This is a genomic window from Thermomonospora umbrina (assembly GCF_003386555.1).
GTDB classification, from domain to species: Bacteria; Actinomycetota; Actinomycetes; order Streptosporangiales; family Streptosporangiaceae; genus Thermomonospora; species Thermomonospora umbrina.
On sequence record NZ_QTTT01000001.1, the window covers coordinates 5,874,529 to 5,894,070 of the forward strand.

A 19,542-nucleotide genomic window follows, 5' to 3' on the forward strand; every position below is an offset into this window, starting at 1 on the left:
GGAGGTCGCTTCAACGGAGAGGGGATCTGCGATGGCACAGGCGCGCATCGGCGTCACCGGTCTGGCGGTCATGGGGCGCAACCTCGCCCGGAACCTGGCGCGGCACGGGCATCCGGTCGCCGTGCACAACCGCACGACGGCGCGGACCAGGGCGCTGGTCGAGGAGTTCGGGCACGAGGGCGCGTTCGTGCCGGCCGAGACGCCCGAGGAGTTCGTGGCCTCCCTGGAGCGCCCCCGCCGATTGGTGATCATGGTCAAGGCGGGCGCCCCGACCGACGCGGTGATCGACGGGTTCGCCCCGCTGCTCGAGCCCGGGGACATGATCGTGGACGGCGGAAACGCGCACTTCGCCGACACCAGGCGGCGCGAGCGGGCGCTGCGCGAGATCGGGCTGCACTTCGTCGGCGCCGGCATCTCCGGCGGTGAGGAGGGCGCGCTGAACGGCCCCAGCATCATGCCCGGCGGCTCGGTGGAGTCCTACGAGGCGCTGGGTCCGCTGTTGGAGGACATCGCCGCCACGGTCGACGGCACCCCGTGCTGCACCCACGTGGGCCCCGACGGCGCGGGCCATTTCGTCAAGATGGTCCACAACGGCATCGAGTACGCCGACATGCAACTGATCGGCGAGGCCTATGACCTGCTGCGAAACGCCTCCGGCCTGGCCCCCGCCGAGATCGCCGAGGTCTTCCGCACCTGGAACGGCGGCCGGCTGGAGTCCTACCTGATCGAGATCACCGCCGAGGTCCTCGCGCACACCGACGCCGCCACCGGCCGGCCGTTCGTCGACGTCGTCCTCGACCGGGCCGAGCAGAAGGGGACCGGCCGCTGGACCGTGCAGACCGCGCTCGACCTCGGCGTCCCCGTCGGCGGCATCGCGGAGGCCGTGTTCGCCCGCTCGGTGTCCGGCCACGCCGACCTCCGCGCCGCCTCCCGTGACCTGCCCGGCCCGGTCCCGTCCCGACTGGAGGACGCCGCCGCGTTCGCCGACGACGTGGAGAAGGCCCTGTACGCGTCCAAGATCGTCGCCTACGCCCAGGGTTTCCACCAGATCCAGGCCGGCAGCGCCGAGTACGGCTGGGACATCGACCCCGGCGCGATGGCCACCATCTGGCGGGGCGGCTGCATCATCCGCGCCCGGTTCCTCGACCGGATCCGCGCCGCCTACGACGCCGACCCCGGCACCCCTACCCTGCTCACCGACGCCCACTTCGCCGAGGCCCTCGGCGACGCCCAGGACGCCTGGCGCAAGGTCGTCGCCACGTCCGCCCGCCTGGGCGTTCCGGCCCCCGGCTTCTCCACCGCGCTGGCCTACTACGACTCCCTGCGCGCCGAACGCCTGCCCGCCGCCCTCACCCAGGCCCAACGCGACTTCTTCGGCGCCCACACCTACCGCCGCGTCGACCGCGACGGCTCGTTCCACACCCTCTGGGGAGACGACCGCACGGAGGTCACCGCCTAGGCGTACGGCCGGGCGGCGGCCCATCCACTGGGTCGACCCGGGCAGGATGGAGGGGTGACCCTCATCGATCAGTTGCCGCCCACCTCCCAAGCCGACCCCGACGCCCTGTTCGAGGCGTTCCAGAGGTGGGTCAGCGAACGCGGGATCACGCTCTATCCCGCGCAGGAGGAGGCGCTGATCGAGGTGGTGTCCGGGGCGAACGTGATCCTGTCCACGCCGACCGGGTCGGGCAAAAGCCTGGTGGCGGCGGGGGCGCACTTCGCGGCGCTCGGGCGTGATCGGGTCAGCTTCTACACCGCGCCGATCAAGGCGCTGGTGTCGGAGAAGTTCTTCGACCTGTGCGCCATGTTCGGCAACGAGAACGTCGGCATGATGACCGGGGACGCCAGCGTCAACGCCGACGCCCCGATCATCTGCTGCACGGCCGAGGTGCTGGCGAGCATCGCGCTGCGGGACGGGGCCGACGCCGACATCGGCGTCGTGATCATGGACGAGTTCCACTTCTACGCCGAGCCCGAGCGCGGTTGGGCCTGGCAGATCCCGTTGCTGGAGCTGCCGCAGGCGCAGTTCCTGCTGATGTCGGCGACGCTGGGCGACGTCACGCGTTTCGAGGCGGATCTGACCCGGCGGACCGGCCGCCCCACCGCCGTGGTCTCCTCCGTCGAACGGCCCGTCCCGCTCAAGTACGAGTACCTCACGACGCCCCTGCACGAGACGATCGAGGAGCTGCTGAGCGTTCAGAAGGCGCCCGTCTACGTCGTGCACTTCACGCAGGCGGCGGCGATGGAGCGGGCGCAGTCGCTGATGAGCGTGAACGTCTGCACCAAGGAGGAGAAGGCCCGGATCGCCGACCTGATCGGCGGCTTCCGCTTCACCACCCGGTTCGGCCGCAACCTGTCGCGTTTCGTGCGGCACGGCATCGGCGTGCACCACGCCGGGATGCTGCCCAAGTACCGGCGGCTGGTGGAGCGGCTCGCGCAGGCCGGGCTGCTCAAGGTGATCTGCGGCACCGACACCCTCGGCGTCGGCGTCAACGTGCCGATCCGCACCGTGGTGTTCACCGCGCTGAGCAAGTACGACGGGCACCGGGTGCGGCGGCTGCGGGCCCGGGAGTTCCACCAGATCGCCGGTCGGGCGGGCCGCGCCGGGTTCGACACCATCGGGTACGTGGTCGCGCAGGCCCCCGAGCACGTCGTCGAGAACGAGAAGGCCCTCGCCAAGGCGGGCGACGACCCCAAGAAGCGGCGCAAGGTCGTCCGCCGCAAGCCGCCCGAGGGGTTCGTGTCCTGGGACGAGGAGACGTTCACCAAGCTCCAGACGGCGGCGCCGGAGCCGCTGCAGTCGCGGTTCAAGGTCAGCCACGCCATGCTGCTGTCGGTGATCGCCCGGCCCGGCAACGCGTACCAGGGCATGAAGAAGCTGCTGACCGACAACCACGAGGACCGCGAACGGCAGCGCCGGCACATTTCGCAGGCCATCGCCATCTACCGGTCGCTGCTGGCCGGGGGAGTGGTGGAGCAGTTGGAGGAGCCCGACGAGGAGGGCCGGTACGCCCGCATCACCGTGAACCTCCAGGAGGACTTCGCGCTCAACCAGCCGCTGTCGACGTTCGCGCTGGCCTCGTTCGAGCTGCTGGACCAGAACTCGCCGTCGTACCCGCTGGACGTCCTGTCGGTGATCGAGGCGACGCTCGACGACCCCCGCCAGATCCTCGCCGCCCAGGAGAACAAGGCCCGCGGCGAGGCCGTGCAGCAGATGAAGTCCGACGGCATCGAGTACGAGGAGCGCATGGAGCTGCTCCAGGACGTCACCTACCCCAAGCCGCTGGAGGAGGAGCTGACGGCCGCGTACGAGATCTACCGGCGCGGCCACCCGTGGGTCGGCGACCACCCGTTGGCCCCCAAGTCGATCGTGCGGGACATGTACGAGCGGGCCATGACGTTCGTGGAGTTCGTCGGCGTCTACGAGCTGGCCCGGACCGAGGGCCTGTTGCTGCGCTACCTGTCCAGCGCCTACAAGGCCCTCCAACAGACCGTGCCCGAGTCGATCAAGACCGACGAGCTGATCGACCTCATCGAGTGGCTGGGCGAGCTGGTCCGCCAGGTCGACTCCAGCCTGCTGGACGAGTGGGAGCAGCTCGCCAACCCCAAGGACGACGACGATCCGGGCGCGGTGGTCGACTCCCCGGCCACCAGGGTCACCGCGAACACGCGGGCGTTCCGCGTGCTGGTGCGCAACGCGCTGTTCCGTCGGGTCGAGCTGGCCGCCCTGGAGCGCTACCGCGACCTGGGCGAGCTGGACCCGGAGTTCGGCGCGGACGCGTGGGCCGACGCGATGGACGCCTACTTCGAGGAGCACGACGAGCTGGGCACCGGGCCGGACGCGCGCGGACCCAAGCTCCTCACGATCGAGGAGGTCCCGGAGGAGGCGCTGTGGCGGGTCCGGCAGGCGTTCGACGACCCCGCCGGGGACCGCGACTGGGGCATCTCCGCCGAGGTCGACCTGACCGCCTCCGACGAGGAGGGCACGGCGGTGCTCCGGGTGCTGTCCGTCGACCGGCTGTGACCCGGCGGGTCAGGGCCGATGCCCGGCCCCCGTGCGCAGCTCACGGATCCGCATCGGCCCGGCCCCGCCCGGCTCCAGCGGCGGGGTGTCCATCCCGGCGCCCGCGCGCAGCCCCTCCAGGAACTCGCGGAGCGCGTCCAGCGAGGTGAGCCGGGGCGTCCAGCCCAGCTCCCGACGGGCCCGCCCGCAGTCCATGATCGGGATCTCGCGGACCAGGTCGAACAACTGCGGCGACGCGGGCACCAGCCCCAGCGTCCAGGCGACGGACAGCGCCGCGCGCACCCCGCGCGCGGGCACCGGCACCTTGCGCGCCCCGAGCAGCCCCGCCAGCTCCGTCGCCCCGACCACCGGGTCGGCGGCCAGGTTGAACGGCCCGCGCGCGTCGCCGGTGACCGCCAGCCGGTACGCCTCCCCGGCGTCGGCGGCGTGCAGCGCCTGGAACCGCAGGCCGGGGATGTCGGGGAACAGCGGCACCCTCCCCGACCGCACCAGCCGGCCCGGCAGCAGCGGCCCGGCGAACAGCCTGCGCTGCTCGGAGGCGGCCTCCCGCTTGAAGATGAACCCCGGCCGGAGCCGCACCACCCGGCACTGCGGGTTCACCACCTGGAAGCTGTCCAGCAGCCGTTCCACATAGGACTTCTCGCGGCTGTAGGCGGCGGTGGGCCGGCCGTGCGTCTGCCAGGTCTCGTCGACCGCCCGGTCCTTGGGGCCCGGCGAGTACGCGCCCACCGACGAGGCGTACACCAGCGCCGGGACCTTCGCGTCGGCCACCGCGCGGAACACCCGTGCGCTGCCCAGCGCGTTGGTCCGCCAGGTCACCATCGGGTCGTGCGTCGGCTGGAACAGCCAGGCCAGGTGGACCACCGCGTCCGCGTCGTGCAGCAGCGGGACGAGGTCGGTCTCGGTGACGTCCGCACGCGCCCATTCGGTCTTGTCGGCGCGCCAGCGGGGGACCCGCCGGGCGAGCCCGAGGATCGAGGTGACCGCCGGGTCCGCGGCCAGGGCCTGGACGGTGCTGGTGCCGACATTCCCGGTGGCGCCGACGACGACTACTCGCATTCCGCGCTCCTCAGCGGCCGACCCTGGCCATCGCCCCACTGACCAGGTCACGGGTCCGATCGGCCACGGCGACGGCCGGCCCGGTGAGCAGGTTGCGCCGGGCGCTCTCGGTGCCGGGGTGCGGATGGGTGGGGGCGGTCGCCTCGGCCGTCCTGACCGCCAGGGCCAGCGCCCGGCGCTCGGGCTCCCCGAACGCGTCGCGGACGAGGGGGAACTCGAGCCGCTCCTCGGCGTTCGCGTGACCCAGCACGGCCTCGCGCAGTTCGGTGAGCCCGCGCAGGAAGGCGGGCTCGTCCACGTCCAGTCCCTCCATCGTCGACAGCAGGACCTTGGCCTCGCGCTCCTCGCGCAGGCGCTCCTCGACGATCCGCTCCCCGTCGGACCCGGTCCGCCGGACCAGCGGGTGGACGATCTCCTCCTCCGCCGTCTCGTGGACCGCCAGCAGCCTGACCAGCCTTCGGAACGCGTCGCGGCGCTCGCGTCCGGTGGACTCCAGCACCTGGGAGAACAGGCCCCGGATCTCCTCGTGCTGACGTTGCAGCAGGTCGACCACGTCGGTCTCGGCGATCATCGGTCACTCCCCTCGTCGGTATGCGACCGCCCTACCCCTCCGACCGGGCCCCATGCGTCGCCGTGGCGCGGGCCCGCCGGTACTCGCCGGGCGTGACGCCGTGGTGGCGGCGGAACGCCAGATGGAACCCGACCGCCGAGGCGTACCCGACCCGTTCCGCGACGCCTCCGAGAGGCACGGCGGTCTCGGTGAGCAGCCGGGCCGCCTCCTGCATGCGGCGGGCGGCGAGGTGCCGGGCCGGGGCCTCGCCGACCAGCCGCCGGAACGTGGCGGCGAACGACGACCGCGACATCCCCGCCTCGCGGGCCAGCGACTCCAGCGTCCACGGCTCGGCGAACCGGGTCTGCACCGCCAGCAGGGCCCGACCGATCGACGGATGCCGCAGCGACTCCAGCGCCGGGCACTCCCCGGCCGAGCGGTGCAGGGCCACCCGCAGCGCCAGCACGAACACCAGCTCGAACGCCCGCAGCGCCACCAGCCGCCCGCCCGGCGCGTCCTGCTCCATGCCGTCGGCGAGCCGGTCCAGCGTGCCCGCCAACAGCGGCTCGCCCGCGAGCATCTCCCGGTCCAGCACCAGGACGTCCGGCAGCACACGGTAGAGAGGCGTGACCGCGGGCCCGTCGTAGTGCAGCCCGCCGCACAGCAGCTCGGTGACGGGTCCGGGCCCGTCCACGCGGACGACGCGCGCGGTGCCCGCCTCCCGCCCGGGAACGAGCGCGTCCAGCGGCATCGTCGCCCTGCCCGGCCGGTCGGCCAGCTCGTGGGGCGTGCCGTGGGGGAAGATCGCCAGGTCGCCGGGCCGCAGGACGAGAGGCTCCGACCCGGGCAGCGTCACGGTGCAGACGCCCGTCCTGACGTGGTGCAGGACGGCGCAGTTCTCCTGCCCGCCGCGGACGCCCCAGGGCGCGTGCACCGTCCACCTGCTCGCGAAGACCCCGCGCAGCCGCAGCGGGTCGAGCAACGCGTCGAGCAGGTCCCCGTCCGCGCCCGTATCGATGATCGTCATGGACGATCCTTATAGAGATGCGGATTCACGCTTATCGAACGTACCAGCCGGGTCCGGAAGGCTGAGCGTCATCGACCCTCCGACGGAAGGAACGCACGATGAGTCACCTGGTGATCGGCGCTCGGGGAGCCCAGGGCGGGGCCGTGGCGCGGCGGTTGACGGCGGACGGCCACCGGGTCCGCGGGCTGACCCGGCGGGGCGCCGGGTCCGTGCCCGGCGTGGAGTGGGTGTCAGGCGATCTGGCGGACGCCGACTCGTTGCGGGCCGCGTTCAAGGACGTCACGCACGCCTCGGTCACGCTGCCCCTCGTGTACGACGACGCCCTGCTGGACCGTTACACGCGCAACCTGATCGAGGGCGCCTCCTCCGCCGCCGATCTGAGGCTCCTCGTCCTCAACATCACCACCCGGCTCCCGGCCGTGCCCACGTCGGTGGCCCCGTTCGAGACCCGCCGCGAGGCCGCCGAGGCGGTGCTCGCCTCCGGGCTGCCCACCGTGGTGCTGCGCCCGCCGCTCTACCTGGAGAACCTGTGCGGCCCGTGGGTGGCGCCGGCGCTGGTCCGCGACGGAGTGCTCGGCTACCCGGTGCCGGAGGACCTCCCGATCGCGTGGCTGGGGCATGACGACCTCGCCGCGTTCACGGCCGCCGCCCTCGCGCGCCCGGACCTCGCCGGGACCGCGATCGACGTCGGCGGCGCGGAGGCGGTGACGGGGCCGGTGCTGGCCGCCGCGTTCACCGAGGTGCTCGGGCGTCCGGTCAGGTTCGCGTCGCGGCCGGTGGACGCGTTCGAGGCCGGGCTCGCCGAGGCGTTCGGGCCCGAGGCGGCGGCGGCCATCGCGGGTTCCTACCGCTGGATGGCCGGGCCCGGGGCCGCCGGGCTGTACGCGGCGGCGGACCCGGTGCTCGACGTGCGCCCGACGCCCCTGCGCGCCTGGATCGCCGGCCGGCCCTGGCGGGACCTCGCGGACCCCGGACGAAGCCTGGAGGGGTGAACCGAACGCGACTCGGCGGCAGGCGCCCCCGGGCGGTCCGCCGCGCGGGGATCGGTCGACCTTAGCGGCCGAGGACGCCGCTGAGGAAGAGGGCGGCCAAGGTGTCGATCACCGTCTCGAGCGGCAGCCGGGGCGAGGCGGTGCACCACTCGTGCGCCAGCGCGTTGACCGCCCCGATGAAACCGACGATCCCGAGGTGGATGCGCGGCGACACCGGGTCGCCGAGCAGCCCGGCGGTGGTGGCCGCGGTCTCCAGCAGCTCCGCCCAGCGTCGACGCCACCGGACGCGGCGCGCCTCCACCTCCGGGCTCGCCCCGACGACCTCCACGTAGGCGACGCGCGCCCAGCGCAGGTCGGCGGCGGTCACGGTGATGTAGCCGCGCAGCGCCGCCCGGACGAGCTGCTCCACGTCGACGTCCGTGCCGGGACGGCCGGATTCGGTGTCCAGGGCCTCCACGCAGACGGTGACGGCGTCGAAGGCCCGCCGGTTCACCTGGTCGTGCAGGGCGATGAGGACGGCCTCGCGGTTGGCGAACTCCTCGTAGAACTGACGGGTCGACAACCCGGCCGTGGTGCACAGCCGCTCCACCGAGGTCGCGGCGTAGCCGTCCGTCCCGAACAGCTCGAGCCCGGCCTCCAGCAGCCGGGCCCGTCGCTCCGCACGCCGTTCGGCCGCCGGGCGACCGCCGTACCGTCCCGTGGGTCCCGACCTCGCCATTCGACTCCTCTGCGGCACGTCCGAACCTCGCCCGCCGGTCAGGGAAGCCTATCGCCCGAGGTGGCCGGAGCACTCCGGAACGCGACTACCAGAGGGGGTGGTGCGCGGCGTCGCGGGAGCCGCCCTCGGGGCAGTACAGCATGTAGAACCGCAGCGGGCTGCCCCCCATGTCGGGCGTCCTGGTCTTGGTGAGCTCGCCGCCCTGGGGCAGGACGGCCGTGAAGCAGTCGGCGGTCATCGGCCGGGCGGTCCCGGGGCCGTCGTGCACCGCCAGGGGCACGGCGAGGGCGACGGCGAACGGGACGACGGCGAGCACACCGGCGGGGCGGCGTGGACGGAAGGTCATTGCGTGGTCTCCTCGGACCCGGCGGGTCAAGCGGACGCGCCGGACACATATGGTAACGATCCTGTGACTGAGGGCTACCCTCGAAGGAGTGATCGCGAACCTGCCGTCCGGAAGGCGTGCCGTAGCATGCCTTTGAAGATCCACTTCGGGAGGTCGTCATGGTGGACGCCGGTGAGCTGCGGTACCTGCGACGCTGTGTGGAGCTGGCCACCGAGGCCCTGGAGGCCGGCGACGAGCCGTTCGGCTCCGTGCTGGTCGGCGCGGACGGGCGGATCCTGGCCGAGGACCACAACCGCGTGGCCGCCGGCGATCGGACCCGACACCCGGAGTTCGCGTTGGCGCGCTGGGCCGCCGAGCACCTGACGCCCGACGAGCGCGCGGCGGCGACCGTCTACACCTCCGGCGAGCACTGCCCGATGTGCGCCGCCGCGCACGGCTGGGTCGGCCTCGGCCGCATCGTGTACGCGTGCTCCTCCGAGCAGCTCGTGGGCTGGCGCGCCGAGTGGGGCGCCCCCGCCTCGCCCGTGCGGGCCCTACCGATCCGCGACGTGGTCCCGGACGCGGTGGTCGAGGGCCCCGTCCCGGAGCTGGTCGAGCAGGTGCGGGCCCTGCACCGCCGATTCCTCGACTCCGCCTGACCTCCGGTCGGCCACCGGCCTGAAAGGGCGCTCCCGACCGGGATGGGGCCGACCGTGAAAGACCTTGGCCGGGACATTCCCCCGCTTTTACGCGAGCCCCCTCGGGCAACGCCTTTCATGGCGAGTCCAAAATCCACGCAACATCCACTTCTGTCCTGTTGTGGATCCGCTGGTGGGTGCTTGTAATGGGATGTGTCCAATCTCGAAGGTTCGAAGGAGGATGGAAAATGTTGGCTCAGAAGGAAATCACCCAGGTCGGCACCACGACCGACGCGGCGGCGGTCGGCTCCCTGATGGTGGAGCCCGAGGCCGTGATCAGCGACGCTCCGGTGTTCAGCCCCAGCGCCGTCGGTGTCCTGTTGTTGCTGATCCTGCTGTCGCCGAAGGAGCCGAAGAGCAAGTGAACCGAGCCGCAACCTTAGGCCCGGGCTCGGCCGTACGCCGCGAGGACGCGACCCGCGCCCCCAAGGGGGTCGCCCGGTGATGCTCCCCGAAGCGGGCTCGTCCCGGGTGGTCTTCGCGACCGCGGCCGATGAACTGGCCGATCGCGTTCTCGGCGTCCTGCGGGGCGCCGAGAACGCGGCCTTCATCGCCCGGCACGTCGACGCCGCACCCGACGCGATGGCGGCCCTCGCGGCCCTGCGCGTCGTCGGCGCGGACGTCTTCGCCCCGCACCTGTTGACCGACACCCGCCTCGACCCGGAGGACGCCGCCGCGGTGGCGCGCTCGCTCACCGCCTTCCCGACGGCGACCGTCGCCCCCGGCGCTGCGGAGGACCCCGCCGCCTGGGCCGTCGCCTGGCGCGACTGGGCGGTCGCCGAACTGCTGGCCAGGCTCGACGGCGGCAGGCATCCGGTGCCGCCGCCCGGCGAGGAGCCGCCGCCCGACGACTGGCGGAGCCGGAGCGCGCGGATGGCGCAACTCGCGCCGCTGGCCACGCCCGAGTTGGACGGGCCCGTCCACGAGGCCGCGCGCCGCGACACCCTCGCGCTGTGCCGCGGCGTCACCCGATCGATGCTGCGCCGCGACTACCTCACCGCCGTGCGCCTGATCCGCTGGCTGGCCCGGCTGCACCGGGACGGCGTCGCGCTCCCGCTCGACCCGCGCCCGGCCCTCGACCACGCCGCGATGCTCGGCGGGCACGGACCGCGCACCGCACTCGACATCGCCGTGGCCGAACGGATGCTCGGTCCGAACGGAGAGGAGGACCGGTGAGCGACACCGCGCCGGTCGCCGTGACGGCACGGCGGGTCGCCGACCGCGCACTGTCCTGGCTGCACGCCCACCGCGAACTGGGCGCCATGCCCGTTGACAGCACCGCGGACCTCGGCGACCCCGACAGCGTGTACAAGCCGCTCGGCGAGACCACCCTCGCGGCGTCCCTGATCCTGCGGGACGCCGACTCCGGCGCGGGTCAGCAGGTCGCCGCCCAGAGCCTGATCGACTACGCGTGGGGGCAGATGCGCGAGGGCGACCTGCTGTACGACCGGCAGATCCGGCACACGCTGATGAGCGACCCGCTGGAGACGTACGCGCATTTCGTGCGCGTGGGCTACCGGCACCCGCGGCTCGACGGGCTGCTGGCCCACAACGCCGCGCTGCGGTCGGTCCGGGCGATCGAGGTGGTCCCCAACCGGCGGATGGCCGTCGCCAACGCCGCCCGCATCGTGGGTCTCGACCACGGCGTCGACTGGGACGACCTGTTGCGCGCGACCTGGCTCGGCGGGGATCCGGAGCCGTGGGCGATCGACTGGATGACCGCCTACCACATGACCCACACCGTCTTCCACACCACGGACTGGGGGGCCCGGCCCGAGGGGCTGCCCGCCGACGTGGCGGGCTACCTGCGCGACTGGCTCCCGGTCTGGATCGACGTCTGGCGCGAGATCCAGCAGTGGGATCTGATGACCGAGCTGCTGATCGTGGGCGCCTGCCTCCCCGAGCCGTACTGGGACCCGGCGGACTGGCGGGTGCTGGAGGAGATCCAGCACGACGACGGGTTCGTTCCGCGCGACGGCGAGCCCGTCGCCGAGGACCCCGCGCAGCGCTTCCGCGAGCACCAGCACACCGTGGTGGTGACCGCGGTGGCCGGGACCATCGCCGCCGCCCGCGCGGCCGACGCCTCGGTGGCCTCGTGATGACCGTCGGGGGCCTGGACGAACTGCTCGAGCCGGTGGTGGCCGCCGCCGGCGGCGCCAGCGCCGTGGTCACCGGCATCGTTCGGGGCGACGAGCGCGCCGTGCGCCGGCACGGCACCCTCGGGCGCACCGGCGTTCCGCGCACGGTGCCCGCGGATCTGGACACCCGGTTCGAGATCGGATCGCTCACCAAGACGTTCACCGCGCTGCTGCTGGCGGAGATGGCGGCCGACGGGCTGGTCCGCCTCGACGATCCGGTCGACCTGTACCTGCCCGCCGACGCCCGCCTTCCCGCCTCGCCGGGCCCGCCCGTCACGCTGCTGCACCTGGCCACGCACACCTCCGGCCTGCCGCGGCTGCCGCCCGGGCTGCTGGCCCGGGCAGCGCGCCACTGGTTCACCAATCCCTACGCCGCGTTCGGCACCGCCGACCTCATGGCGGCGCTGCCGCGCGCCCGCCCGCGCTTCACGCCGGGGAGGCGGGTCTCCTACTCCAACTTCGGCGTGGGCCTGCTCGGGGTCGCGCTGTCCCATGCCGCCGGCGAGGGGTACGAGGGCCTGCTGCACGCGCGGGTGGTGGAACCGCTCGACCTGACCGACACCGACGGCGACCCGTACGGCCCGCAGGCCACCGGTCACTGGCACGGCAGGCCCCGCCCGCCGTGGCTCATCCCGGGGCTCGCCGCCGCGGGGGCGCTGCGCTCCACCGGCCGGGACCTGCTGCGCTACGTGTCCGCGTTGCTCGACCCGGCGTCCGTCGCCGTCCCGTCGCTGAGCGCGGCGCTCGCCGACGTGCGGCGGCCCCGTCCCGTCGGACCGACCGGCAGGCCCCGCTGCCTGGTGTGGAACCTGCGCAGGGAGACGACGCACGACCTCGTCCACCATTCCGGCGCGACCCGGGGCTTCACCGCCTTCGTCGGGTTCGGCCCGGGAACGGGGACCGGGATCGTCGCCCTGGCCAACACGACGTCGTCGATGCGGAGCCCTTTCATCCAGGCCGCCTACGATGCGCTCCGCGCCGTTTCCGCTGGAAAGCCCACTTATACATAGATATTCCCCGAATCCAGGGAAAGGGGACCGTCATGATCGAAGTGAAGAACATCGAAAAGCCGGACGAGCGCCGGGACTTCCCGCTCGGGCACCTGGAGGTGCTCCAGATGACCGGGCTGGTGTTCGGCGTGGGGACGATGGAACCCGGCTGGCGCTGGTCGGAGTCCGTCAAGCCGATCGCCGGCACCGAGTACTGCGAGACCGGCCACCAGGGCTACGTCCTGGAGGGCAGGCTGCGCGTCCGGATGCGGGACGGCGACGAACAGGAGGTCGGCCCCGGCGACGTGTTCGTGATCCCTCCGGGCCACGACGCGTGGGTCGTCGGCGACACCGCCTTCCGGGCCTTCGACTTCGCCGGACAGATGGACGAGTACGCCAAGGAGCGCGGCTGACCCTCATCGCCGCCGTCGGCGCAGGGCGACCACGGTGATCGCCAGGGCCGCGGCGCCGCCCGCCAGGGCGAGCCGGCGAGCCGTTCCCGGCGGCACCGGACGGTCCGGTCGTGGGGCCGTCCGGTGCAGGCCGGCGGCGAGGACCTCGGCCAGGTGAACGGGGACGTGCCCGGTGCCGGCCTCCTGCTCGATCTGGGTCCGGCAACTGAAGCCGTCCGCCAGGACCAGGGTGTCCGGCGACGCGTCGCGGACCGCCGGGAGCAGGCCCAGCTCGGCCACGTCCCGGGAGACCTCGTAGTGGCCGCGGGTGAAGCCGAAGTCGCCCGCCAGCCCACAGCAGCCGGCGTCCAGCACGTCCGCGTCGACACCCGCCCTCTCCAGGAGCCGCCGGTCGGCCTCGAAGCCCATGACGGCGTACTGGTGGCAGTGGCGTTGCACGATCGCGCGGGCGTGGGCGGGCTCGACCTGCGGCGGACGCCAATCCGGGGCCCGTTCCTCCAGCAGTTCGGCGAGCGTCCGGGTCTGCCCGATCAGGAGCCGCACGTCCGGATCCTCGGGCAGCAGTTCGGCCGCGTCGGAGCGGAGCACGGCGGTGCAGCTCGGCTCCAGCCCGACGATCGGCGTGCCCCGACGCAGGTCCTCGCGCAGAACGTCGAGGGTTCGGCGCAGGGCGCGGCGCGCGATGCCGAGCTGGCCGGTGGAGATCCAGGTGAGGCCGCAGCACACCGTGCCCCGGGGGACCCTCACCCGGAACCCGGCGGCTTCGAGGACCTCGACGGCCGCGCGCCCGATGGCCGGAGTGAAGGAGTTGGTGAACGTGTCCGGCCAGAGCACCACCTCGCCGCGCGCTCCGTCGCCCTTCGGCCGCCGTCGCCGCCACCAGCCGGTGAAGTGCCCCTCGGCGAACAGGGGCACCGGCCGTTCGGAGGCGATGCCGCCCGCCGCCTTGATCACCCGGCTCAGTCCCGGCATGCGGGTCAGCGCGTTGACCGTCCCGGGGGCACGGCGGGCCATCGCGGCCCACAGCGGCAGCCAACCCATCGAGTAGTGGACGACGGGCCGCACCCGCCCCCGGTAGTGGTGGTGTAGGAACTCGGCCTTGTAGGTGGCCATGTCGACGTTGACGGGACAGTCGGCCCTGCACCCCTTGCAGGCCAGGCACAGGTCGAGGGCGTCGCGGACCTCCGTCGAGCGCCATCCGCCGTCGATGGGGGAGGCGTTGCGGAGCATCTCGAACAGCAGCCGCGACCGGCCCCGCGTGGAGTGCTCCTCCTCCCGGGTCGCCCGGTAGCTGGGGCACATCACCCCGCCCTCCAGCGACCGGCACTTGCCGACGCCGACGCAGCGCGCGGCGGCGGCGCTGAAGCGGTCCCCGTCGTGGGGATAGGAGAAGACCGTCGCGGGCTCGGCGGGCCGGAACCCCGCCCCGAACCTGAGGTCGTCGTCCAGCCGGTACGGCGCGACGACCTTGCCGGGGTTCATCCGGTCGTGCGGATCGAAGGCCGACTTCAGCCGGGCGAACGCCTCCGTCAACTCGGGGCCGAACATCTTCTCCAGCAGCTCGCCCCGGGCCTGGCCGTCGCCGTGCTCGCCCGACAGCGACCCGCCGTACCCGACGACCAGGTCGGTCGCCCGCTCCACGAAGGCGCGCATGGTGGCGACGCCCTGGGCCGTCTTCACGTCGAACGGCATGCGGACGTGGACGCACCCTTGGCCGAAGTGCCCGTACACCGCCGGCTGCCCGTACCCGAACTCGCGGAACAGCCCGTTCAGGTCGCGCAGATAGCCGGGGAGCCGTTCGGGCGGAACGGCGGAGTCCTCCCAGCCCGGCCACGCGTCCGGCTCGCCGGGCGCGTGCGCGGTGGCGCCGAGCCCCGACTCGCGGACCTGCCACAGTTGCCGCTGGTGCTCCGGGTCGTCGAAGAGGGTCGAGCCGATGGCGTCGCGGACGTCGGCGATGAGGTCCCGCGCCCGGTCCCGGCACTCCTCGATCGTGTCTCCGGCGAACCCCACCATCAGGTAGGAGTCGCCCTCGGGCAGCAGTTTCAGGGCCTCCGGGTGCAGGTGCTCGGCCCTCTCGAACCCCAGCAGGCGGTCGTCCAGGCCCTCCAGCGTCTGCGGCCCTCGCGGAACGATGTCCGGAACGTGCTCGGCGGCGGTGGCGAGGTCCGGGAAGCCCAGCACCGCCACCGCCGTGTGCCGGGGCACCGTGACGAGCTCCAGCTCCGCGCGCAGCACCGTGACCAGCGTGGACTCCGACCCCACGAGAAGACCCGCGACGTCGAAGCCCTGCTCGGGCAGCAGCGAGTCCAGGTTGTAGCCGGACACCCGGCGGGGGATGCGGGGATAGCGCGCCCGGACCTCGTCGCCGTACCGGTCGCGCAGCGCGGTCAGGGCCCGGAAGAGCTCGCCTAGACGGTCGCGCCGGGAGGTCAACCGGGCGAGCTCCTCGTCGCCGGTCCGGCCGACCCGGATCCGCAGCCCGTCGTGACAGAGCACCTCCAGCCCGCGGAGGTTGTCGACGACCTTGCCGTACGCCTGCGCGGTGGAGCCGCACGAGTTGTTGCCGATCATCCCGCCGATCGTGCAGTTGGCGTGGGTGGACGGCCGGGGCCCGTACTGCAGGCCGTGCGGGGCCAGCCGCCGGTTCAGGTCGTCGAGCACGATGCCGGGCTCCACCGTGCACAGCCGCCGGTCGGGGTCCACGGAGAGCAGCCGGTTGCAGTACTTGCTCCAGTCGATGACCACGGCGGCGTTGCAGCACTGGCCGGCCAGGCTGGTGCCGCCGCCGCGCGACAGCAGCGGCGCGTCGTGCTCGCGGCACACCGCGACGGCCTCGACCGCGGCCTCCACGGTGCGCGGCACGACCACGCCGATCGGCACGTGCCGATAGTTGGAGGCGTCGGTGGAGTACGCCGCGAGGCTCCCGGCGTCGAAGCGGACCTCGCCGTCCACCCGTGCCCGCAGGGCGCGTTCGAGGGCGCGCGGGTCGGGCCGGGGCCGGGTGCCGCGGACGACGGGCGGAGGAAGATCGACAACGCTCATGGGCTCCGTCACCTGGACCTCTCCTGGATGCGGTCTCCTGACCTGCTGCCCCGGCGGCGAACGGCTAAGCGCCGCCGAAGGTCACCGCCCGGGAAGGACTCCGCCCGCATCCGGTATCGCCCGTCCGGCCGCCGCGTTCGGGGTGACGTCGGCGGTCCGAAAATCGTGTTCGAGTGCGTAGAAGTGGCCGGTGATGTGCTTTCGGTGAGCACTCATCCGGTGTTCTCTTGTGCGCAACTCACAAGAAACACCACCGAGATGCAGGCTGTGGAGAGGTGTGAGACCATGCCCCTGAGTTGTCTCCGGCTGATGCGAACGGGTGCAGGTCATGGGGCGGGCGAGCGGGCGGGAGAGGGCCGGGCTGCCTTCCGGCCGTCATCACCTTTCCCGCGAACACGTCGTCGACAACCAACTCGGCCGAGTGCTGCAGGCGGTGGTCGAAGTGGCCGGCACGAAAGGCTACGGCGCGCTCACGGTGGACCGCATCGTCGCCCATTCCGGAGTCTCCCGCCGCACTTTCTATGAGCTCTTCCGCAACAAGGACGAGGCGTTCATCGGCGCCTACGACACGGTGGTGAACCGGATGTCGGAGGCGATCGTCGAGAGCATGGAGACGGCCGACGACCCGGCCGCCAAGATGCGCGCCGGGCTGTCGGAGTATTTGCGGTTCCTGTCCGCCGACCCGTTGGCCGCGCGGGTCGCCGTCGTCGAGGTGCTGGCCGCGGGTCCCGAGGCCGTGGCCCGGCGGGACGCGACCCGACGGCGGTTCGTCCGCACCATCGCGGCCTTCGTGCGGGAGCTCGACCCGGACTGGCCGGAGCCCGAGCTGACCGCGGAGGGCATGGCGGGCGCCGTCCGCGAACTCGTCTACTTCCGCATCCTGCGCGGCGAGACCGAGACCCTGCCCGCCCTTTTCCCCGGGTTGCTCAGAATGTTCGTGATGCCCCGTCGCGCCCGCGGGCCGCGCGAGGCCCATTGACGCCGTGCGCAAGGCCCCGGAACGGAGGGGAGCCATTCCGGGGCCTTGCACCGCGCATCCCGATGCACCGCCGGCCGGGTGTCCAACGGCGGGCGGCGGGGCCTTGCGCATCGGGGGCGGCGCCCGGTGCGGGCGTCGAGGGCGACGCCCTGAATCGCGATCAGGAAACCTGGCCCCCAGCGCTATCGCATGCAGTCAAGCACGGGTCTTCGAAGATCACGATGAGAAGACCGGAATTCGCGGGCACGACCCGGAGCCGCCCTTTCGAAACGCCCTGACACGCCGGTCGAATGGCGATAATCGGCGCGATGGGGCCACCCGGGGGAGCCCGCCCCCGACCGCCCGTTCCCGGCCGGTGGGCCCGCCGATCGGGTGATCGCGTGCGTAGGATGCCGGGCATGGCATCGCGCACCTGGCGGATCCTGGCCCTGCCCCCGCTCGACGAGGGGCTGCTGCGCGGGCTGGTCGCCCCGCTCGGCGACGCCGCCGAACTGCTGCTCCCCGCGACCCGGGACGCCGCCGGGCTGCACGCGGCCCTCGCGGACGCCGACCTGGTGATCGGCGACTACACCGGACTGCTGGCCATGGACGCGGCGGCGGTGGCGGCGGCCCCCCGGCTGGCGTTCGTGCAGATGCCGCAGGTCGGGGTGGACGGCTGCGACCTGGCGGCGCTGACCGGGGCCGGGGTGCCGGTGGCCAACACGGCGGGGGCCAACACCCGGGCGGTCGCCGAGTGGGCGGTCGGGGCCGCGTTCGCGCTCTGCCGCCACCTGGCCTGGGCGGACCGGCGGGTCCGGGCGGGGGAGTGGCCGCAGCCGGAGCTGCTGATGCGCGGCACCCGCGAGATCCACGCCCAACGGGTCGGGATCCTGGGCCACGGCGCGATCGGGGCCGAGACGGCCTCGCTGTTCGCGGCGCTGGGGGCCCCGGTGTCGTACTGGTCGCGCACGCCCAAGCCGGACGCCGTCGCCGAGTACCGCCCGCTCGACGACCTGCTGTCGACCTCCGACGTGCTCGTCCTGGCGCTGCCCCTGACGCCGGAGACCGCCGGACTGCTGGACGCGGCGAGGCTCGCCCTGCTGCCCCATGGCGCGCTGCTGGTGAACGTCGCGCGGGGCGGTGTCGTCGACGAGGCGGCGCTGCTCGCCGCCCTGGACTCCGGAGCGCTGGGCGGGGCGGCCCTCGACGTGTTCGCCGAGGAGCCGCCCCCCGTGGCCTCACCGCTGCGCGCGCACGACAACGTCCTGCTGTCGCCCCACGTGGCCGGCGCGAGCGGTCAGGCCCAGCTCAACATCGTTCAGGTGGTCGTCGACAACATCACCGCCGCCGTCCGCGGAGAGCCGGTCCGCAACGTGGTCAACGGCGTCGACCCGCTGATCCGCCTCCGCTGAACGTCAGGGGCCGGCGGCCTGTCGCTCCGGCTCGGCGATGGACCCCCAGTAGGCCAGGTCGTCCTTCTCCAGGTGCGAGATCTGGCTCCAGAACTCCCGGTCCTCGGCCTCGGCGGCGACCTGGGCGCTGAGGATCGGCATCGCCATGGTGACGGCGTCGGCCGCTTCGAGGGTCGCGGGGGTCACGTCGGCCGGCAGCGCCACCGGGGCGCGGTGGTGGCGTCCGCGCTTGCGGATCCGTACGGGGGACGAGGCGGGGAGGCGTCCGACGGCGGTCTTGCCGAGGGCCAGCGCCAGGCTGCCGACGATCGCGACCGCCAGCAGCTCGCCCAGGGCGGGCCCCGAGCGGTCCGCCGAGTCGTCGCGCTCGCGCGCGCCGACCGTCCCGGCGGCGGTGGCGGCCGCGGTCAGGTCGCCGTGGATCGCGTCGAGCCGCCCGGCCGGCGGGGCGGGGGCGGCGTGCTTGGGGGCGTACTCCTTCTCGGTCCTCGGGGTCCCGCCGCCGGAGACCACCGACTCCACGGACCTGCCGGCGACCTTGACCTGCGCGGGGTAGCCGTAGCCGACGATGGAGTCGGTGGAGCGTTCCTTGCGCTTGAGGTGGACGCCGTCCGCGTTGGCCTCGATGGTGTGGACGGTGTCGCCGTCGGCCCTCTCCACGATGCCGACGTGTTGGATGTCGTCCAGGCTCTTGGAGCCGGACCAGGCGAAGAAGACGATCGCGCCGGGCTCCGGGTCGGTGCCCCAGGCGTCCTCCTTCTTGAACCACTGGGCGTGGAAGGGCGTGTAGGCGAACTGCCCGGCCCACTCGGTGACACCCGCCTTGTCGGCGGCCCAGGCCAGGAACATGTCGCACCAGGGCGCCGTCTTGAAGTAGGAGTCCTGATCGACGTTCTCGCCGTACCAGTCGCCGTACTTGGTGTAGCCGTCCGACTTCTCACGGTAGCCGAGTTCGTCCTTGGCGACGTCGAGCAGTTTCTTCCCGATGGGATCCATGAACTCTCCTTCAGGACCGCCTACCGGGTTAGCTGACGGGTTCGGGCCAGGAGTCGCCCTACCGCACACGGCGGATTCACCCCAGGAGCAGTGGGTCCCCGGCTCCCGGGGACGCGGGGGCGCCACCGGGACTCGGCGTCCGGTCCGCACCCCCCGGGAGGGGAGGTAGGTGACGGACCGTTATCAGGGCAAAGTACT

The 19,542-nt window shown here is 73.1% G+C and carries 18 protein-coding genes and 1 riboswitch; of the genes, 11 read left to right on the forward strand and 7 right to left on the reverse strand.

The features are described from left to right. The first annotated feature begins 31 nt into the window (after positions 1–31). On the forward strand, positions 32–1,459 hold the full coding sequence (gene gndA / locus DFJ69_RS26320; protein ID WP_116025062.1) for an NADP-dependent phosphogluconate dehydrogenase: 1,428 nt from the start codon (positions 32–34) through the stop codon (positions 1,457–1,459). 54 nt (positions 1,460–1,513) lie between these two features. After that, a complete protein-coding gene (locus DFJ69_RS26325) occupies positions 1,514–4,024 on the forward strand; it encodes a DEAD/DEAH box helicase (protein ID WP_116025063.1) in 2,511 nt (836 codons plus the stop codon). Positions 4,025–4,033: 9 nt separating this feature from the next. Here the strand turns inward: DFJ69_RS26325 and DFJ69_RS26330 are convergent, their stop codons facing one another. The 3 genes from DFJ69_RS26330 to DFJ69_RS26340 are packed head-to-tail and all read right to left on the reverse strand — an operon-like array spanning position 4,034 to position 6,660. Then, complete coding sequence (locus DFJ69_RS26330; RefSeq protein ID WP_116025064.1) at positions 4,034–5,083, reverse strand: NAD-dependent epimerase/dehydratase family protein; 1,050 nt, start codon at positions 5,081–5,083, stop codon at positions 4,034–4,036. A 10-nt stretch (positions 5,084–5,093) separates the two neighbouring features. Further along, complete coding sequence (locus DFJ69_RS26335) at positions 5,094–5,654, reverse strand: hemerythrin domain-containing protein (protein WP_116025065.1); 561 nt, start codon at positions 5,652–5,654, stop codon at positions 5,094–5,096. 31 nt (positions 5,655–5,685) lie between these two features. Further along, positions 5,686–6,660: an AraC family transcriptional regulator gene (locus DFJ69_RS26340; protein WP_116025066.1), complete on the reverse strand. Its 975-nt coding sequence runs from the start codon at positions 6,658–6,660 to the stop codon at positions 5,686–5,688. A gap of 98 nt (positions 6,661–6,758) precedes the next feature. Between DFJ69_RS26340 and DFJ69_RS26345 the strand changes: the two genes are divergently transcribed. After that, complete coding sequence (locus tag DFJ69_RS26345) at positions 6,759–7,652, forward strand: NmrA family NAD(P)-binding protein (RefSeq protein WP_116025067.1); 894 nt, start codon at positions 6,759–6,761, stop codon at positions 7,650–7,652. Positions 7,653–7,713: 61 nt separating this feature from the next. Here DFJ69_RS26345 and DFJ69_RS26350 read toward each other — a convergent pair whose 3' ends face one another. Both DFJ69_RS26350 and DFJ69_RS26355 read right to left on the reverse strand, forming a co-directional pair. Further along, positions 7,714–8,370: a TetR/AcrR family transcriptional regulator gene (locus DFJ69_RS26350; RefSeq protein WP_116025068.1), complete on the reverse strand. Its 657-nt coding sequence runs from the start codon at positions 8,368–8,370 to the stop codon at positions 7,714–7,716. An 85-nt stretch (positions 8,371–8,455) separates the two neighbouring features. Next, on the reverse strand, positions 8,456–8,716 hold the full coding sequence (locus DFJ69_RS26355) for a hypothetical protein (protein WP_116025069.1): 261 nt from the start codon (positions 8,714–8,716) through the stop codon (positions 8,456–8,458). 158 nt (positions 8,717–8,874) lie between these two features. On the opposite strand from DFJ69_RS26355, the gene DFJ69_RS26360 reads away from it, so the two are divergent. The 6 genes from DFJ69_RS26360 to DFJ69_RS26380 all read left to right on the forward strand — a co-directional run bounded on the left by DFJ69_RS26360 (position 8,875) and on the right by DFJ69_RS26380 (position 12,933). Beyond that, a complete protein-coding gene (locus DFJ69_RS26360) occupies positions 8,875–9,354 on the forward strand; it encodes a nucleoside deaminase (protein ID WP_116025070.1) in 480 nt (159 codons plus the stop codon). Positions 9,355–9,581: 227 nt separating this feature from the next. Beyond that, a complete protein-coding gene (locus DFJ69_RS34495; protein WP_170177782.1) occupies positions 9,582–9,758 on the forward strand; it encodes a hypothetical protein in 177 nt (58 codons plus the stop codon). Positions 9,759–9,834: 76 nt separating this feature from the next. Further along, positions 9,835–10,569, forward strand: a complete 735-nt coding sequence (locus tag DFJ69_RS26365; RefSeq protein ID WP_211328766.1) for a hypothetical protein — start codon at positions 9,835–9,837, stop codon at positions 10,567–10,569. Then, complete coding sequence (locus tag DFJ69_RS26370; protein WP_211328768.1) at positions 10,566–11,492, forward strand: DUF6895 family protein; 927 nt, start codon at positions 10,566–10,568, stop codon at positions 11,490–11,492. Before DFJ69_RS26365 ends, DFJ69_RS26370 begins: the two co-directional genes overlap by 4 nt. After that, positions 11,492–12,541 carry a serine hydrolase domain-containing protein gene (locus DFJ69_RS26375; protein WP_116025072.1) on the forward strand — a complete coding sequence of 350 codons (1,050 nt, stop codon included), beginning with the start codon at positions 11,492–11,494 and terminating at the stop codon, positions 12,539–12,541. The genes DFJ69_RS26370 and DFJ69_RS26375 overlap by 1 nt, the downstream gene beginning before the upstream one ends. A 32-nt stretch (positions 12,542–12,573) precedes the next feature. Beyond that, positions 12,574–12,933: a cupin domain-containing protein gene (locus DFJ69_RS26380; protein ID WP_116025073.1), complete on the forward strand. Its 360-nt coding sequence runs from the start codon at positions 12,574–12,576 to the stop codon at positions 12,931–12,933. A 3-nt stretch (positions 12,934–12,936) separates the two neighbouring features. Here DFJ69_RS26380 and DFJ69_RS26385 read toward each other — a convergent pair whose 3' ends face one another. Continuing rightward, the gene (locus DFJ69_RS26385; protein ID WP_116026939.1) at positions 12,937–15,978 is read right to left on the reverse strand and encodes an FAD-binding and (Fe-S)-binding domain-containing protein; all 3,042 of its coding nucleotides are present in this window, start codon (positions 15,976–15,978) and stop codon (positions 12,937–12,939) included. A gap of 328 nt (positions 15,979–16,306) precedes the next feature. Between DFJ69_RS26385 and DFJ69_RS26390 the strand changes: the two genes are divergently transcribed. Then, positions 16,307–16,957 (forward strand): TetR/AcrR family transcriptional regulator, encoded by a 651-nt coding sequence (locus tag DFJ69_RS26390; protein WP_116025074.1) that lies wholly within the window; start codon positions 16,307–16,309, stop codon positions 16,955–16,957. A 398-nt stretch (positions 16,958–17,355) separates the two neighbouring features. Beyond that, entirely contained in the window at positions 17,356–18,348 is a 993-nt protein-coding gene (locus DFJ69_RS26395; protein WP_116025075.1) for an NAD(P)-dependent oxidoreductase, read from the forward strand. A gap of 3 nt (positions 18,349–18,351) precedes the next feature. On the opposite strand, the gene DFJ69_RS26400 is transcribed toward DFJ69_RS26395, so the two are convergent. Beyond that, positions 18,352–19,344 (reverse strand): CHAP domain-containing protein, encoded by a 993-nt coding sequence (locus DFJ69_RS26400; RefSeq protein WP_116025076.1) that lies wholly within the window; start codon positions 19,342–19,344, stop codon positions 18,352–18,354. A 2-nt stretch (positions 19,345–19,346) separates the two neighbouring features. Then, a riboswitch (cyclic di-AMP (ydaO/yuaA leader) is annotated at positions 19,347–19,492 on the reverse strand. Positions 19,493–19,542 lie beyond the last annotated feature (50 nt).

What these genes read in the sequence shown, in the direction of transcription:
- gndA (WP_116025062.1), top strand. Translation starts at nt 32, where the DNA reads ATGGCACAGGCGCGCATCGGCGTCACCGGTCTGGCGGTCATGGGGCGC.
- DFJ69_RS26330 (WP_116025064.1), bottom strand. Translation starts at nt 5,083, where the DNA reads ATGCGAGTAGTCGTCGTCGGCGCCACCGGGAATGTCGGCACCAGCACC.
- DFJ69_RS26335 (WP_116025065.1), bottom strand. Translation starts at nt 5,654, where the DNA reads ATGATCGCCGAGACCGACGTGGTCGACCTGCTGCAACGTCAGCACGAG.
- DFJ69_RS26340 (WP_116025066.1), bottom strand. Translation starts at nt 6,660, where the DNA reads ATGACGATCATCGATACGGGCGCGGACGGGGACCTGCTCGACGCGTTG.
- DFJ69_RS26345 (WP_116025067.1), top strand. Translation starts at nt 6,759, where the DNA reads ATGAGTCACCTGGTGATCGGCGCTCGGGGAGCCCAGGGCGGGGCCGTG.
- DFJ69_RS26350 (WP_116025068.1), bottom strand. Translation starts at nt 8,370, where the DNA reads ATGGCGAGGTCGGGACCCACGGGACGGTACGGCGGTCGCCCGGCGGCC.
- DFJ69_RS26355 (WP_116025069.1), bottom strand. Translation starts at nt 8,716, where the DNA reads ATGACCTTCCGTCCACGCCGCCCCGCCGGTGTGCTCGCCGTCGTCCCG.
- DFJ69_RS26360 (WP_116025070.1), top strand. Translation starts at nt 8,875, where the DNA reads ATGGTGGACGCCGGTGAGCTGCGGTACCTGCGACGCTGTGTGGAGCTG.
- DFJ69_RS34495 (WP_170177782.1), top strand. Translation starts at nt 9,582, where the DNA reads ATGTTGGCTCAGAAGGAAATCACCCAGGTCGGCACCACGACCGACGCG.
- DFJ69_RS26375 (WP_116025072.1), top strand. Translation starts at nt 11,492, where the DNA reads ATGACCGTCGGGGGCCTGGACGAACTGCTCGAGCCGGTGGTGGCCGCC.
- DFJ69_RS26380 (WP_116025073.1), top strand. Translation starts at nt 12,574, where the DNA reads ATGATCGAAGTGAAGAACATCGAAAAGCCGGACGAGCGCCGGGACTTC.
- DFJ69_RS26385 (WP_116026939.1), bottom strand. Translation starts at nt 15,978, where the DNA reads ATGAGCGTTGTCGATCTTCCTCCGCCCGTCGTCCGCGGCACCCGGCCC.
- DFJ69_RS26390 (WP_116025074.1), top strand. Translation starts at nt 16,307, where the DNA reads ATGGGGCGGGCGAGCGGGCGGGAGAGGGCCGGGCTGCCTTCCGGCCGT.
- DFJ69_RS26395 (WP_116025075.1), top strand. Translation starts at nt 17,356, where the DNA reads ATGGCATCGCGCACCTGGCGGATCCTGGCCCTGCCCCCGCTCGACGAG.
- DFJ69_RS26400 (WP_116025076.1), bottom strand. Translation starts at nt 19,344, where the DNA reads ATGGATCCCATCGGGAAGAAACTGCTCGACGTCGCCAAGGACGAACTC.